Below are 14,936 nucleotides of genomic sequence, written 5' to 3'. Positions count from 1 at the left end.
GCGGGCCTTAGGCTGAGCGCCGGCGAGTTAAGCTCATGCCGGCTTGAGCAAGGCGTCGATCTGTTCGAGCAGCTTGGCGAAATCGATCGGTTTGGGATGATAGTCGTTGCAACCGGCCTGGATCGTCTTTTCCCGGTCGCCGGCCATGGCGTGCGCGGTCAGGGCGATGATCGGGGTTTTCTGGGTTTGCGGGTCGGCCTTGATGGCGCGGGCCGCCGTCCAGCCGTCCATCACGGGCAGGTTCATATCGAGCAGGATGATGTCGGGAGCTGACGCCTTGGCGCTGTTGACGCCCTGTTCGCCGTCGTGGGCCAGCACCACGGTGTGGCCACGCCGCTCCAGGCGCCGCGATAGGAAGTCCCAGATTTGTTCGCTGTCTTCGACCAGAAGGATTTTCGCCATTGTCAGGTTCCGTCAATCGATGAGTCAGTTAGTCTTGGCCTGATCCGCAAAGCGACGCAGATCGGCTACGAGATCGGCAAGCGGCATCGAACCCTTCTGGACGATTCCGGCGGTTTCACCACTGAGCTTGCGAACTTTGTCGGATCGTACATCTTCCGCCGTCATCACCACCAGCGGAAGGTCGTCGTACTCGGGATTTTTGCGCGTCTCTCGGATAAAAGCATAGCCGTCCATTTCCGGCATGATCAGATCGATCAGCACCAAATCCGGTTTGTGTTCGGCGAGCGCCTTCATGGCCTCGACGCCGTTCAGCGCCATCCGGCAATTCCAGCCGTCGCGGTGCAGCATCGTCATCAACCGTTCGTTGGCGGCTTCGTCATCGTCGACGATCAGCACCTCATGACCGGCCGTGTTGATGGTGAGCGCTTGCAGGGCTTCCGCCAGGGCATTGCGGTGCACCGGCTTCTTGAGATAGCTGCTGGCCCCCAGCGCGTAAGCGAAATTTCGCTCGTCCAGCACCGTTTGCATGATCACCGGAATGTCCTTGGTCTCCGAGTTTTCGCGGATGGCTCGCAGCACATGCCAGCCATCGAGTCCCGGCATCATGACATCGAGCAGCACGGCGAGCGGCTTGCTGCCTTTGATCATTGCCAGCGCCTCCGTGCCGCTAGATGCGGTGGTGACCGCAAAGCCCTCGCGCTCCAGATTGCGGCTGAGCAGCTCGCGCGCCGAGGGATCGTCGTCGACCACCAGCACGCTCGGCACCTTGCGTTTCGGCGCATCGCCCGACTCGGGTTGCTCCTCGGGCGCGATTTCCTGACCCGTTTCAGCGTTCACCACTTTCTTCTCGTAACGGGTGGGAACGGTCACGGTAAAGGTCGTCCCTTCGCCCTCGGCGCTTTCCACATCGATCCGACCGCCGAGCATGGTGGACAGCGCCCGCGTCAGGGCCAGGCCCAGGCCGGTGCCGCCGTATTTGCGGGTCGTGGTCGCATCGGCTTGGGCAAAACGCTGAAACAAATTGGCCAGTTGCTCTTGCGACATGCCGATGCCGGTGTCCTTGACGGTGAAACGGATGTGCGGCGCGCCGTCTTGCTCGATCTGCGCGGCATGAACGCTGATCTGGCCGTCGGTCGTGAATTTGGCGGCGTTGCCGATCAGGTTGAGCAAAATCTGTTTGACCTTCAGATCGTCGGTCATCAGCACGGTGTCCGGCGCATCGGCGCTCAGCGATAGCGTGTTGTTGTTTTTGGCGATCAGGCTGCCGGTCGCTGCTTCAAGCTCCGCCAGCAGGGTGCCGAGGGTGAATTCGATGGCGTGTACGTCCATCTTCTGCGCTTCGATCTTGGAGAGATCGAGCACGTCATTGATCAGCCCCAACAGATGCCGGGCGTTGGAATTGATTTTGTTGAGGTCGGCCAGTATCGCCTCCTGCCCGAGGTCGCGCAGATCTTCCTCGATCAACTCGCAATAGCCGAGCACCGCGGTCAGCGGCGTTCGCAACTCGTGACTCATGTTGGCGATGAAGGTCGATTTGGCTCGATTGGCGGATTCGGCGGCGTCCCGAGCGATTTCAAGTTCGCGCTCCGAGGCTCGCTGGCGCGTCACGTCGTTGAGCACGACCCCGACGCCGGGGCTTTGAGCGCCTTCGTCGCCGATCAGCGTCACCGGAAACACGTCGGCCTTTAAATAGCTCGCTTTGTCGTCAAACGCCAAATCGAGCGTTTGCTCCGCGCCTTCGTCCTTGAAGCGGAAGCGTTCGGTAACGGCCCTTTGAATGCGCGGGCGCAGATAGCCTTCGATCTGGGGCGCCGCCGTCACCAGCGCTTGGCCGGCTTTCATCGAGCCGTTTTCGGTCACCATCTTGGCAAAGGCCTTGTTGGCCTGACTGATATGAAGATCTTTGTCGAGCAGCGCCAAGCCGACCGGCGCGCGCTCGATGACATCGGCCATCAGCGAACGGGCGTGAATCGTGGCCCGCTTCGCCCTAGCCGCGAAGTACACGAACAGCCAGATGGTCAGCGCCAGGGCTAACAGCGAGGCAATGATGATTGGAACCTGGACGCGGCGGTTCTGTTCGCGGATGAGATCGCTCATTCGCTGCGTCCAAACCTGCACGAGGAGCAGATCCTGGCGCACCTTGTCCATGGCGTTCTTGCCGATGCGGGTTTCCACCAAGGCTTGAGCCTCGGCAAAGGAACGCTTGCGGGCGGCGATGGTCGTTTCGGCGAATTTAAGAACGGTTTGCCCTTGGACGATCATGCGGGACGGAATTTCCTCGGACATGCCGGCATTGGCCGCAGCTTCCGTCAGCGCGGTGGTATAACCGTCCAATGTGGCTTTGGCCTGATAGTACGGAGCCATAAAATCTTCGTTGCCGACGATGGTGTAGCCGCGCTGCCCGGTCTCCACATCTTTTAACGCTGAGGTATAGCGCTCGGCGGTCACTTGCAGCGTGGTCTGCCAGGAGATCCGCGTTTGATTGGCCAGCACCGTATAGAGGCTCCAGGCGATGCCGGCCAGAGACAGCGCGGTTAGCGTCAGCAGAAAATAGCGGATCGCCGGCGAGGCGGCGGCGCGGTTTATCATGTCATGCCGTCTTGCAATACGTTCGTTTTCATTCTCAAAACCTCATAGGCGTTCCGCATGAACTGAGATTGCTCCCTGGCGGCGTCTTTCCAAGTGGCGTCGGTGTGGAGATCGAGCTCAGCCCCGACCAGCGCGCGCTGACGGCCGCACGCGCCAACCGGCCTGTCCCGCTCCGAGCACTCTCCATCGCTCGGAGCGGGACAGGCGGTATCCTGCCTCCCTCAGCCATAAGGCCGACGAGAGCCAGAATACCGTCAGGCGTTCTCGGAATGATCGGCAGGCTTGTTGAAAAGTCGGGCCAATTGATCGGCGACTTGGATGGACGCTCCCGAGGAGAACGCCTGCATGATCTTGCCAACTTCAGCAAGGAAAATGGGGCGCACCAACTCCACGATGTTACCAACCACCTGTAGCAATGGCGAGGCCATCGGCGTGGCTTTTTGGTCCGAAGATGCTTGCTGCTTGCTCCGCGTCAGCTCGCCCACGATAAAGCCGACGCCACCCGCCAACAACAATATCGCGGGAGAGGTCACTTGCTCGCGGACGCGCTGGGCCACGAATGTCCGGCGCGCCACCAGCAAGCGCCGCCGCTCCAAGATGCGGTTTTCAGTATCGGCGATTTTTTCGGCCAGCGACCGGCGGTCTTCATAGGCCAGCGGTTCTTTGTTTGCCATCACGCATCCTCCGCATTGGGCGGGTCTGAAAGCAGGCTTTTAAGGCTGCGCGCTGTCGCGGGAAATTTCAGCCGGCCGAGCTGGCGGTAGATGAGGATCAAAAGGATCAAGGCAATAACTAGATTGACGCCGACCGCCAACCCCAGGGCTGTGCTGCCCGCCAGCAGACCCCGTTCGACCACGAACAGCACGACGGTCCCCATCAAGCCCAGCCACGCGCTCAGCAGTAAAATCGCCGCGAGCGCGCCGAGGACGAGCATGGTGGCCACGCTGACGCCCGCCTGCTTGGCTTCCAGACTGGCGAGCCGGACATGATCGTAGGCGATCCCGCGGAACTGATCGACGAATGACCGCACCTCCGCCAACATCCCCGAGTACGTTTCCGAGGCGATGGCGGAGGCGCGCGATCCGATAGATTCACTCACGGTAGTAAACCGGTCCACAGTTGAGCGCGATCAGTGAGATCGCAGCAGCCGGCTCAGCACAAAGCCCCCAACGGCGGCGATGGCCAAGGCCTTGACCGGATTTTGATGGACATAGACCCGAACCGTCTCGGTCAGGTCTTCTTGCACGTCTTTAAGTTCTTTCTTTTTCTCACTGACGGTTTCCGCGACTTGGGCGGCCACCTCGGACGCCTTCTCCGCCGTCCTGGAGGCTACATCGGACGCCTTCTCCGCCGCCTGCTGGGCCATATCGACGGCTCTGCCCGCCACCTGCGCGGCCACGCCCGCCGCCTTGTCAACGGCTTCATGAGCTCCGGACGCGACACGATCAACCTTTTCATTGACATCGTATCTGGTTACTTCCATTGCACTCTCCTGGTTGAGATTGAGCCACTTTTGGATTCTAGGCATTAGGAAATACAAATCAGAAAAAGTTGGCTCTGTGGCATTAATATTTTAGCTTACTTCATCTAGTGTGCTCAGCAAATGATAACCCCCATCACTGGTGGTTAAAAAGCTAAATCGCAGGATCGAGCAAACGCTTCCAACGCGGTCGCGCTCGATCGACCGACCGCGGCGACCGTGAGACCGAAGGGTTAAGTGCGGGGCCGTTCCGTCGCGTATCATGGCGCACCTTGCCCGTTCTTGGAGAACCATGAACCGTCGCGACTTTCTTGGATCGCTGGCCGGCGTCGCCCTGGCGGCCGGTAGCGCGGATACCTGGCGGCGGTCGACTGCGTTTAAAACGCCGCCCTTACCCGAAGGCGGGATTGTCGGCGCGGCGGACGGTTTCGGCCACCGCCTTCGCACCGGCGCTTTCCCGGCGCCGACCGAGACGCTGAAAGCCTCGGCGATCATCGTCGGCGGCGGCATCGCCGGACTGTCCGCCGGTTGGAAGCTGCTCAAAAGCGGTTGCAGCGATTTTCTCATTTTGGAGCTGGAACCCGCGGTCGGCGGCAACGCTCGCTGGGGCCAAAACGCGATCAGCGCCTATCCGTGGGGCGCGCATTATCTACCCTTCCCCACCGAGGAATCCCGCGCCGCGCGCGAATTGCTGGCCGATTTCGGGGTGCTGCTCGGCGATCCGTTCGCGCCTGCCCCAAGTTACGACGAGCGTTATATCAATTTCGCGCCGCAAGAGCGGCTGTATGCGCACGGCGTCTGGCACGAGAGCTTGTGGCCGCAGATCGGCGTCCGGCGGCGCGATCTCGACCAGTATCACCGCTTTCAGGACTTGATGGCGGATTATCGAACCCGACGCGGCGCGGACGGTCGTAAAGCCTTTGCCATCCCCATCGACTTCAGCGCCCGCGACGCCGCTTTGTTAGCGCTGGATCGGCTCTCCATGCGCGATTTCCTGTTGCGGCAAGGTTTGGATTCGGAACCCTTGCACTGGTATGTCAACTACGCCTGTCGCGATGATTACGGCTGCCGTTACGAGCAAACCTCGGCCTGGATGGGGATTCATTACTTCGCCAGCCGCGACGCGCTCGCCCAGGATGCCGACGGCGACGATGTCCTGACCTGGCCGGAAGGCAACGGCTGGCTGGTCGAGCGACTGCGGGAACGGCTGGCCGCTCACCTCGTCACCGATGCGCTGGTCTGGCGGATTGCGGAGTTGGATCGAGCGCTGGCGGTTGACGCTTGGCGCCCGCACGAGAACCGTTCGACCCGACATCTGGCGCGGGCGGCCATCTGGGCCGCGCCGGTGTTTCAAGCACCCACGGTTTTTCGGGAACTAGCGCCCGAATTGACGGCGGCGATTCGTGAATTTCAGTACGCGCCCTGGCTGGTCGCCAACCTCAGCCTGCGCGCTTTTCCTGAAGAACGCCGAGGCGCGCCGCTGTCGTGGGACAACGTGCTGTACGACAGCGGCGCGCTGGGCTATGTGGTCGCCACTCACCAGCATCTGACAGCGCACGCCGATCAGACCGTATTCACCTGGTATCAGGCATTGTGCGACGGCCCGCCGGCTCAGGAGCGGCAGCGGTTGCTGGCAACGCCGTGGGCGACATGGGCGGAGTACATCTTGAACGACCTCTCGCGCCCGCACCCCGACATTCGCCAGCTCGTCACCCGGTTGGACGCGATGCGCTGGGGTCATGCGATGGTCTGCCCCCGGCCGGGCTTCGTCTGGAGCGAAGCCCGACAACGGTTGGAGCGAATGGGAGATCGGATCGCGTTCGCGCACTCCGACTTGAGCGGCTATTCGGTCTTCGAGGAAGCCAACTATCGCGGGGTGCTGGCGGCGGAGCGGGTGTTGCGAATGCTCGATTGAAAACAATTTTTCGGCCGCCCGCACGGCGGTTGAAAAAGCCGGCTAGCAACCGGTTCCATCAGTTGAAAACAGCTTGAAATAACTTAAGGCCCGCTCTGAGCAGAGCTCTGCTGTTATCAAAAGAATCGTTCGTCAAACCCATTTAGAGGGTGCTTTTGCGCTGGAGCTGGGACGCTTTCAAGCGTCCTGCTTCAGCCTACTTTAGCCGAAAGCGAAGCCGGTTGACCGGTTTTCCGATAAACCGTGCCGGTAAACAGCGCCAACAATTTTGCCCCGCTGCACACCTCGACCCGATACACCGCCGTGCGCCGGCCCAAATGAACCTCGCACGCCCGCGCCTCCACCGTCGCGCCAACTTCACTCGCCCGCACGTATTCGATATGCGCGGCCAGCGCCACCGCCAGCGTTCCGTGCGAGTTGGAGGCCAAGGCGAACGCGGCGTCAGCGACGGAATACAGAAACCCGCCGTGCGCCGATCCCCAACTGTTGAGAAATTCCGGTCGGACCGTTCCCCACACTCGGGCCTGTCCCGGCGCAAGCACTTCGGCGTGCAGGCCGAGCGCGCTCATGAACGGGTCCAACACGCCGCGCCTACCCACTCACGAACAGGCCGCCAGCGGCGCGGGTCGAATCGGCTTGAGGCTGGAGCCGCGCACGATCAGCTCGCCGCGCAACACCACCCGCCGCACGGCCTGTTGGGGCTGGGCGATGCGCTGGAGCAGCAGTTCGATCGCGGCTCGTCCGATGTCGTAAACGGGCTGGGATACCACGGTGATGCCCGGTTCCACCAGCCGGGTCCAGGGTAGATCGTCGAAACCGGCCAGCGCGAGCGCGTCCGGAAAGCGTAGTTGCGCATCCCGCAGCGCCTCGGTCAGTCCGAGCAAAATCAAACCGCTGCTGGCGACCAGCGCATCGGGTAACGGCCGGCGGCGCAAGCGCTCCCGCGCGGCGGCGCGCGCGCGGTCCACGGTCGCCGGTAAGGCTTCGGCTTGCGCGTCCAGGCCGTGCGCCGCCATCGCCGCCGCATAACCCTCACGCCGCTGGCGCCCCGTGGCGCTGGTCGTGCCGTAGAAAAACACGTTGCGCCGATGGTTGTTTTCAATCAGATGCGCCGTCAGCCGGTAAGCCGCATCGATGTTGTCCAACACCACTGCGTCGGCGGCGGTATCCCGGTCGCAGCGATCGACCAGCACGATCGGGAACGGATAATCGCTCGCGCGAAAGCCGGCCAGCGTCGCCAGCGTCGGCGACAGGATCACGCCGCTGACGTTCTCATCCCGCATCAGGTCCAGATAAAGACCCTCCTTTTCCACATCTTCATCGGCGTTGCACAGGATCACCCGCAGGTGATGCTGGTAAGCCACATCTTCCACCGCGCGGCTCACCTCGGTGAAAAAGGGGTTGCGAATGTCCGACACGATCAGGCCGATGGTGTCGGTCTGGCGCGAACGCAAGCGCCGGGCCGCGAGATCCGGCCGGTAATCCAAGGCGCGTACCGCCGCCAGCACCTGTTGGCGGATCGCTTCGCTCACGCCCGGTCGTCCGGCCAACACCCGCGATACCGACGCCACCGACACACCCGCCTGCTTTGCCACATCCTTGATCTGCGCCATCCGCCTCTCCAAAATAAGTAAACGATTACAGTCATTGTGGCACACACCCATTGTTTTGTACATGGGGTTTATCCCATCCCAGTCCTGAACTTAGTTAATTTTCCCTATAAAATCAAAATGATTTTGCTTTAGCGCTCGAAGCTGAGACAAGCTCGCCATTTTCTGTTGCATCCTCATCATCCATTTTAAGCGTTCCACTTGACAATATAAATGTAATCGATTACTTTTTCTTTTAAAGAATTACCCAGAAAAACCGTCTTTCACGATGATAACGATTACGCAAGGCGGTGGCTAAGGTGCTTCGGACTCCAAAGCGAGCCTGAAAAAATCCACGCCAAATTTAGGTCTTTAACCTATTGACTCACAAACATTGAGTCCTTTAATGAAAGAAGAAAGTGGCACACGGTATCTCCAAAAAAACCGTAGGGTTCGCGATCTCGAACTTACCGATTTTCAGCAACTGGGCCGCGCCGATCCGGGGATTTCCACGCTGGCTGGAATCTGCCCGCGCTGCCAGCGACGGCTGAACAGTTACCGCCTCACCACCGATGGCGGGCTGCCCGTCGCCACTGACTACTGCATCCAGCACAGCGATGTCGTTCCCCCGCGCGACAGCCACGCGCGTAACGAACTTGCGCCGCCGACTCTCTAAAACCGACCTGTCGAGGAGCGAATTTCAGTGAAAACGGCATCCTCACCGATCCTCCGGGCCAGCTTGCTGAGCCTGACTCTGATCGCAACCGCGGCGTCCGCCGAGTGCGATCCGAACTACAGCGGCGTCACCCTGAACGTCGGCACCCGCACCGCGCCGTTCATCGCCGACGCCGTCAAGTTGGCCGCCGTGGGTTGGGAAAAGAAAACCTGCGGCAAGATCAATATCCTGGAATATCCGACCGACCAACTTTATCAAACGTATCTCACCGCTCTGGTCGCGGGCGAAGGCAAGTTCGATGTCATCACATATGGGCCGTTCTACACGCCGGATTTTGCGCCGTATCTGACGGACATGCCGGCCACGATGCGCGGCACCGCCGCCTGGAACGATATCTTGCCGATCTATCGCGAACGGTTGATGGTGTGGGGCGGGCGCTATCTGTCGCAGACCATCGATGGCGACCAGCACATCCTGTACTACCGGCTAGATTTATTCGGCAACCCGCGGGAACAGCAGCAGTTCAAGGAAAAGTACGGTTACGACCTAAAGCCGCCAGCCACCTGGGCGCAGTACTATCAAACCGCCGAATTCTTCAACCGTCCCACCGCCAACTTGTGGGGTACCGCCGAAGCGTACCGGCGCGGCGGCGAACAGTTCTGGTATTTCTTCACCCACGCCGCCGCCTATACCCACCATCCGCAGCTGCCGGGTTCGATGTTCTTCGATCCCGATACCATGGATGCCCAGCTCAACAATCCGGGTTGGGTCAAGGCGTTGGAGGATTACATCAACGGTCTCAACGTCGCCCCTCCGGGCGCGCTGGGATTCACTTCGGGCGACATCCACAACGTCTTCGCCGGCGGCTCGGTGGCGATGAATTTCGACTGGGGGGATACCGGCGTCAACGCCGCCGACCCCAAGACCAGCTTGATTCCCGGCAAGGTCGGTACCGCGCCGCTGCCCGGTTCCCAACAGGTCTGGAACTACAAGACCAAGCAATGGGATAGCTTCCCGGCGGTGGTGCGCGCGCCGTTTCTGGCCTTCGGCGGCTGGCAGGCGGCGGTGCCGGCCAACAGCAGCCATGTCGAGGCCGCTTGGCATTTCATCGAATGGCTATCCAGCCCCGAGGTCAGCGCCGAGGCGGTGGTCACTCCCCAAGCAGGGATCAATCCCTACCGGCGAAGCCATTTCAAGCCCGATCGCTGGCTCAAATTGTTCAGCCCCACGGAAGCCAAGCTGTATCTGGACGCCCAACTTGATGGCCTCAATTCGGCGAACGCCGCCCTGGATTTGCGGATTCCCGGCTACTTCGCCTATACCCAGGCGCTGGAAATCCAGTTGACGCGGGCGCTGAATTTCGAAATTTCGCCCCAGGACGCCCTGAACAACGTGGCTCAAGCCTGGAATGCCCTGACCGATCGCTTCGGGCGCGTCAAGCAGGGTGCTGCCTATCGCGCGTCGATGGGCCTCAACAGCGAGGTGAAGTGAGATGACGATCACCGCTGTCTCCTCGGCTCCAGCCTCCGCCCCGGACCGCGCCCCAGCCCTGGAAATGCGCGGCATCAGCAAGACCTTTCCCGGCGTCAAGGCGCTCGACAACGTGCAACTGCGCGCCTGGACCGGCGAAATTCATTCGCTGATGGGCGAAAACGGCGCGGGCAAGAGCACTCTGATGAAAATTCTGTCGGGCGCTTACACCGCCGACCCCGGCGGCGAAATTCGCATCGACGGCCGACTGACGCCGATCACCGGACCGAAGGCGGCCCGCGCGGCGGGCATCGCCATCATCTATCAGGAATTGAGCCTCGCCCCCAACCTGAGCGTGGCCGAAAACATCTATCTCGGCAACGAGCCCCGCCAGTACGGGATATTCGCGGATCGGGCCATCATGCGCCGGGAAACCGCCAAAGTGCTGGAGCGGCTCGGCGCGGACTTCGGCCCCGATACCGTCGTCGACACCCTGTCCATCGCCGAACGGCAGCAGGTGGAGATCGCCCGCGCCCTGCACCAGCAGAGCCACATCCTGATCATGGACGAGCCGACCACCGCGCTGTCCACCCGCGAAACCGACCGCCTGTTCGCGCTGATCAAGCGGCTGCGGGATGAGGGCATCGCCATCATCTACATCAGCCACCGGATGGCGGAAATCTACGAGCTGTCCGACCGGGTGAGCGTGCTGCGCGACGGCACCTACGCCGGCACCCTGGATCGCACCGAACTGTCCGCCGAACGGTTGGTGCAGATGATGGTCGGCCGGCCGCTTTCCAACCTGTTCGACAAGCGCAGCCACGCCACCGAGCGGGCCGTGCTGGACGTTAAAGGCTTGACCGACGGCGGCCGGCGGGTGAAACCGGCCAACTTCACGGTGCACGCCGGTGAGGTGCTGGGCTTGGCCGGTCTGGTCGGCGCGGGCCGCACCGAGCTGGCGCGGCTGATCTTCGGCGCGGACCGGATCGCGGGCGGCGAGGTCTGGCTGGAAGGCCAGCGCTTGAACTTGCGCAACCCGCTAGACGGCATCAACACCGGCATCGCCTATCTGACCGAGGATCGCAAGGCGCAGGGCTTGTTTCTCGACATGAGCGTGCGCGAGAACATCACCATCAGCGTGTTGGGCCGCGATGCGCTGGCCGGCGGTCTGCTCAACCGCGCCGCGATGGATCGGTTGACTTCCGGCTCGATACAGGATTTGCGCGTCCGGGTCGCCGGACCGTTCGTCACCGCGGGGTCATTGTCCGGTGGCAACCAGCAAAAGCTGCTGATCGCCCGCTGGATCGCCATCAATCCGAAAGTGTTGATTCTCGACGAACCCACCAAGGGCGTGGACATCGGCGCCAAGGCCGAAATCTATCGGATCATCAGCGAGCTGGCCGCCAAGGGGGTGGCGATCATCGTCATCTCCAGCGAGCTGCCAGAAGTCATCGGGATCAGCGACCGCATCCTGGTGATGCGGGAAGGCGTCATCGTCGGCGCAGTCGGCGGGACGAGCGGCACGGCGGCGACTCAGGAAAACATCATGGCCCTGGCCACAGGCACGACCGAAATGGTGCAATCATGACCGAACAAACCGTTACCCCCGAAAAAACCTCCGATAAGAAAGCGTGGGCGAATGTGATTCAGACCGCCGGCATCCTGCCGATCCTGATCGTGATCGCCATCATTTTTTCCTTCATCGCGCCCAACTTCCTCACCGAGAACAACCTGCTCAACATCGTCCGGCAGGCGTCGATCAACATCGTGCTGGCGACGGGCATGACGGTGGTCATTCTCACCGGCGGCATCGATCTGTCGGTCGGTTCGGTGCTGGCGGTGTCGGCGGTGACCGCGATGGCGGTGTCGCTGATGCCGGAACTGGGCTGGGCGGCGGTGCCGCTCGCGCTGCTCATCGGTCTGGTGCTGGGCGCGCTCAACGGCTGGCTGGTCGCCTATGCCGGCCTGCCGCCGTTCATCGTCACCTTGGGATCGATGACCACCTTGCGCGGCCTGGCCTACCTGTTGGCCGGCGGCACCACCCTCATCAACAGCAAGATCGGTTTCGCCTGGATCGGCAACGCCTACTTCGGCCCGCTGCCCTGGCTGGTGATCATCGCCTTCCTGGTGCTGCTGGCGACCTGGTTCATGCTGCGCCATACCGTGCTCGGCATCTACATTTACGGCGTGGGCGGCAACCCGCAAGCCGCCCGCCTGACCGGCATCAAGGTCAACCAGGTGCTGTTGTTCGTCTACGCCTTCAGCGGTCTGCTGGCGGGCTTGGGCGGGGTGATGACCACCAGCCGGCTGTACAGCGCCAACGGCGTGCTCGGCACCGGCTACGAGCTGGACGCCATCGCCGCGGTGATTCTCGGCGGCACCAGCTTCGTCGGCGGCATCGGCACCGTGGTCGGCACCCTGTTCGGCGCGCTGATCATCTCCACCCTCAATAATGGTCTAACCTTGATGAACGTGTCGTTCTTCTGGCAGTTGGTCGTCAAGGGTCTGGTCATCATCATCGCGGTCGCGCTCGATAAGTACCGGCATAAAGGCGCCGGCGCCCGCACCTGAGTTCCCTCCTCTCGTTCGCTTCGCGCGAGAGGCAAAAACCAACCCGTCAAACCCGTAGGAGAGAGCACCATGCAAAAAACCTTAATTTCAGTAGCTGTATTGGTGTTGACTTGCTCCACCGCCAGCCTCGCTGCTGACACTGGTCTAAAAGCGGTCGGCGTCACCCTGGGCAGCATGGGCAATCCGTTCTTTGCGACCCTGGCCAAGGGCGCGGAGGACAAAGCCAAGGAACTCGGCGGCGGCGGCGTCAAAGTCACCGTCGATTCCGCCGACTACGATCTCGGCAAGCAAACCAACCAGATCGACAACTTCATCGCCGCCAAGGTGGATGTCATCGTCATCAATCCGGTCCATCCCGAAGGCATCATGCCGGCGGTGATGCGCGCCAAGGAAGCGAACATTCCGGTGATCGCGGTGGATGCCGGAGCCGAAGGCGTCGATGCGATGATTACCAGCAATAACGTCCAAGCCGGTGAGAAAGCCTGCCAGTACATCGTGGACCGGCTCAAGGGCAAGGGCGATGTGGTCATCATCAACGGCCCGCCGGTCACCGCCGTGACCGACCGGGTGAAAGGCTGTAAGGATGTCTTTGCGAAAAACCCCGGCATCAAGATCCTCTCCGACAACCAAAACGGCCAAGGCAGCCGCGAGGGCGGGCTGGACGCGATGAGCAACCTGCTCACCGCCAACCCCAAGATCGACGCGGTGTTCGCGATCAACGATCCCACCGGCACCGGGGCCGATCTGGCGGCGCGGCAGGCCAAGCGCACTGAGTTCTTCATCGTCGGCGTCGACGGCGCGCCGGTGGCGGTCGAGGCGTTGAACGATAAGGACAGCCTGTTTGCCGCCACGGCGGCGCAAGACCCGCTGCGGATGGCGAAAGAAGGCGTCGAGACCGGCTATCAGATCAAGCAGGGTAAAGCGCCGAAGGACAAGACCATCCTGATCCCCGTCGACCTCATCACCCGCGATAACGTCAAGAGCTACAAGGGATGGGTCACCAAGTAAGCGATCCTCCGAACAACCAGAATCCCCCCGCTAAAATAAAGGAGCCGGCCCCGCCTTTGCCGGGGTCGGTCGAGCGGTCACATCGCAGCATAATCTCAATAATCGTTCACCCCTAAGGAGCATCCGATGAGCCGAAAAACTCTTAAAGTCCTGTTCGCCGCCTCCGCCGTTGCGTTGGCCCTGGGTAACACGGTGTTCGCCGCCGACAAGGTCAAGATTGGTTTCTTGCTGAAAACCATGCAGGAAGAACGCTATCAGCACGATAAAGCTGACTTCATCGCCAAAGCGGAAGCGATGGGCGCCGAAGTGGTGTTCGATTCGGCCAACAACGACGAACAGGCTCAGCTCGCCAAGTTTGAAAACATGCTGTCGAAAGGCTGCAAGGTCATCGTGCTGCAACCGGTGAACACCGGAACCGCCGGCAAGATGGTCAAAACCGCCAACGAAGAAAAAGTCAAAGTCGTGGGTTACGACTCGATGCTGGTCAACGGTCCGCTCGATCTGATGGTGATGCAGGATAGCTGGGCCGTGGGCAAGCTCCAGGGCGAAGCGATGCTGGACTGGTTCAAGAAACACCGCGACGGCAAGATCGAAGGCAGCGTCGCGCTGATCATGGGACAACCGGGCGATTCCAACGCGGTGGCCATGAGCAGCGGCGCGCTGGATCTCATCAAGAAAAACGCCGGTTTGAAACTGGTGGTGGAGCAATCGCACGAAGGCTGGTCCACCGACAAGGCGATGGCGACCACCGAAAACGTCTTGACCAAATATAAAAACAAAGTCGATGCCTTTATTTGCAACAACAGCGGCATGGCCAGAGGTGTGATCGCCGCCCTCGACGCCCAGGGACTGGCCAGCATCGACAAAGTGTTCGTCGCCGGTTCCGACGCCGATCTGACCAACATTCAATACGTGGCGCAAGGCAAGCAGACCGTCGAAATCTGGAAGAAGGTCAAGCCCCTGGCGGAAACCGCCGCCGAAGCGGCCGTCAAGCTGGCCCAGAACCCCGATAAAAAACCCGCCGAGGTCGTCAAGGTCGACAAAACCATCAACAACGGCGCCGTCGATGTGCCGACCATCGTGACCGAGATCGTCCCGGTGACCAAGGACAATCTGGATTCGACCATCATCGCGGGCGGGCTGTATACCAAAGAGCAGGTCTACGGCAAGAAATAACGCCCGCGCGGTTTGGCGCAGGCCCGGTTCGCGCGGGAACCGATCCCCTGTTGAAGCCCA

Annotated in this window: 14 protein-coding genes; 7 read left to right on the top strand and 7 right to left on the bottom strand. The window is 61.3% G+C overall.

What is annotated here, in order from left to right; all coding sequences use genetic code 11:
• Positions 1–33 precede the first annotated feature (33 nt).
• The 5 genes from IPK09_15055 to IPK09_15035 all read right to left on the bottom strand — a co-directional run bounded on the left by IPK09_15055 (position 34) and on the right by IPK09_15035 (position 4,474).
• Positions 34–402, bottom strand: coding sequence for a response regulator (locus tag IPK09_15055; GenBank protein MBK7984917.1), 369 nt, complete (start codon positions 400–402; stop codon positions 34–36).
• A gap of 24 nt (positions 403–426) precedes the next feature.
• Entirely contained in the window at positions 427–2,991 is a 2,565-nt protein-coding gene (locus IPK09_15050) for a response regulator (GenBank protein MBK7984916.1), read from the bottom strand.
• A gap of 254 nt (positions 2,992–3,245) precedes the next feature.
• Entirely contained in the window at positions 3,246–3,665 is a 420-nt protein-coding gene (locus tag IPK09_15045; protein MBK7984915.1) for a hypothetical protein, read from the bottom strand.
• On the bottom strand, positions 3,665–4,090 hold the full coding sequence (locus IPK09_15040; GenBank protein MBK7984914.1) for a phage holin family protein: 426 nt from the start codon (positions 4,088–4,090) through the stop codon (positions 3,665–3,667). The genes IPK09_15045 and IPK09_15040 overlap by 1 nt, the downstream gene beginning before the upstream one ends.
• A 30-nt stretch (positions 4,091–4,120) precedes the next feature.
• Positions 4,121–4,474, bottom strand: a complete 354-nt coding sequence (locus tag IPK09_15035) for a hypothetical protein (GenBank protein MBK7984913.1) — start codon at positions 4,472–4,474, stop codon at positions 4,121–4,123.
• Positions 4,475–4,763: 289 nt separating this feature from the next.
• On the opposite strand from IPK09_15035, the gene IPK09_15030 reads away from it, so the two are divergent.
• On the top strand, positions 4,764–6,386 hold the full coding sequence (locus IPK09_15030) for an NAD(P)-binding protein (protein MBK7984912.1): 1,623 nt from the start codon (positions 4,764–4,766) through the stop codon (positions 6,384–6,386).
• A gap of 191 nt (positions 6,387–6,577) precedes the next feature.
• Here IPK09_15030 and paaI read toward each other — a convergent pair whose 3' ends face one another.
• The gene (gene paaI, locus IPK09_15025; protein ID MBK7984911.1) at positions 6,578–6,970 is read right to left on the bottom strand and encodes a hydroxyphenylacetyl-CoA thioesterase PaaI; all 393 of its coding nucleotides are present in this window, start codon (positions 6,968–6,970) and stop codon (positions 6,578–6,580) included.
• Positions 6,971–6,985: 15 nt separating this feature from the next.
• Complete coding sequence (locus IPK09_15020; GenBank protein ID MBK7984910.1) at positions 6,986–7,999, bottom strand: LacI family DNA-binding transcriptional regulator; 1,014 nt, start codon at positions 7,997–7,999, stop codon at positions 6,986–6,988.
• A 382-nt stretch (positions 8,000–8,381) separates the two neighbouring features.
• Here IPK09_15020 and IPK09_15015 point away from each other — a divergent pair, with 382 nt between their 5' ends.
• The 6 genes from IPK09_15015 to IPK09_14990 all read left to right on the top strand — a co-directional run bounded on the left by IPK09_15015 (position 8,382) and on the right by IPK09_14990 (position 14,876).
• Positions 8,382–8,651 (top strand): hypothetical protein, encoded by a 270-nt coding sequence (locus IPK09_15015; protein ID MBK7984909.1) that lies wholly within the window; start codon positions 8,382–8,384, stop codon positions 8,649–8,651.
• A 48-nt stretch (positions 8,652–8,699) separates the two neighbouring features.
• Positions 8,700–10,142, top strand: coding sequence for an extracellular solute-binding protein (locus tag IPK09_15010; GenBank protein MBK7984908.1), 1,443 nt, complete (start codon positions 8,700–8,702; stop codon positions 10,140–10,142).
• A gap of 1 nt (position 10,143) precedes the next feature.
• Positions 10,144–11,709, top strand: a complete 1,566-nt coding sequence (locus IPK09_15005; GenBank protein MBK7984907.1) for a sugar ABC transporter ATP-binding protein — start codon at positions 10,144–10,146, stop codon at positions 11,707–11,709.
• Positions 11,706–12,692 (top strand): ribose ABC transporter permease, encoded by a 987-nt coding sequence (locus tag IPK09_15000; protein ID MBK7984906.1) that lies wholly within the window; start codon positions 11,706–11,708, stop codon positions 12,690–12,692. The genes IPK09_15005 and IPK09_15000 overlap by 4 nt, the downstream gene beginning before the upstream one ends.
• 69 nt (positions 12,693–12,761) lie before the next feature.
• Positions 12,762–13,700: an ABC transporter substrate-binding protein gene (locus IPK09_14995; GenBank protein MBK7984905.1), complete on the top strand. Its 939-nt coding sequence runs from the start codon at positions 12,762–12,764 to the stop codon at positions 13,698–13,700.
• 126 nt (positions 13,701–13,826) lie between these two features.
• Positions 13,827–14,876: a substrate-binding domain-containing protein gene (locus IPK09_14990; GenBank protein MBK7984904.1), complete on the top strand. Its 1,050-nt coding sequence runs from the start codon at positions 13,827–13,829 to the stop codon at positions 14,874–14,876.
• The last annotated feature ends 60 nt before the right edge of the window (positions 14,877–14,936 follow it).

This window comes from Candidatus Competibacteraceae bacterium (genome assembly GCA_016713505.1).
Taxonomy (GTDB): domain Bacteria; phylum Pseudomonadota; class Gammaproteobacteria; order Competibacterales; family Competibacteraceae; genus Competibacter_A.
Note: the sequence above shows the minus strand (reverse complement) of the source record. Positions and strands in the feature narration are given on the sequence as shown.

Coding starts and splice junctions, on each gene's coding strand:
- IPK09_15045 (MBK7984915.1), bottom strand. CDS start 3,665: ATGGCAAACAAAGAACCGCTGGCCTATGAAGACCGCCGGTCGCTGGCC.
- IPK09_15035 (MBK7984913.1), bottom strand. CDS start 4,474: ATGGAAGTAACCAGATACGATGTCAATGAAAAGGTTGATCGTGTCGCG.
- IPK09_15030 (MBK7984912.1), top strand. CDS start 4,764: ATGAACCGTCGCGACTTTCTTGGATCGCTGGCCGGCGTCGCCCTGGCG.
- IPK09_15000 (MBK7984906.1), top strand. CDS start 11,706: ATGACCGAACAAACCGTTACCCCCGAAAAAACCTCCGATAAGAAAGCG.
- IPK09_15020 (MBK7984910.1), bottom strand. CDS start 7,999: ATGGCGCAGATCAAGGATGTGGCAAAGCAGGCGGGTGTGTCGGTGGCG.
- IPK09_14995 (MBK7984905.1), top strand. CDS start 12,762: ATGCAAAAAACCTTAATTTCAGTAGCTGTATTGGTGTTGACTTGCTCC.
- IPK09_15050 (MBK7984916.1), bottom strand. CDS start 2,991: ATGATAAACCGCGCCGCCGCCTCGCCGGCGATCCGCTATTTTCTGCTG.
- IPK09_15055 (MBK7984917.1), bottom strand. CDS start 402: ATGGCGAAAATCCTTCTGGTCGAAGACAGCGAACAAATCTGGGACTTC.
- IPK09_15015 (MBK7984909.1), top strand. CDS start 8,382: ATGAAAGAAGAAAGTGGCACACGGTATCTCCAAAAAAACCGTAGGGTT.
- IPK09_15005 (MBK7984907.1), top strand. CDS start 10,144: ATGACGATCACCGCTGTCTCCTCGGCTCCAGCCTCCGCCCCGGACCGC.
- IPK09_14990 (MBK7984904.1), top strand. CDS start 13,827: ATGAGCCGAAAAACTCTTAAAGTCCTGTTCGCCGCCTCCGCCGTTGCG.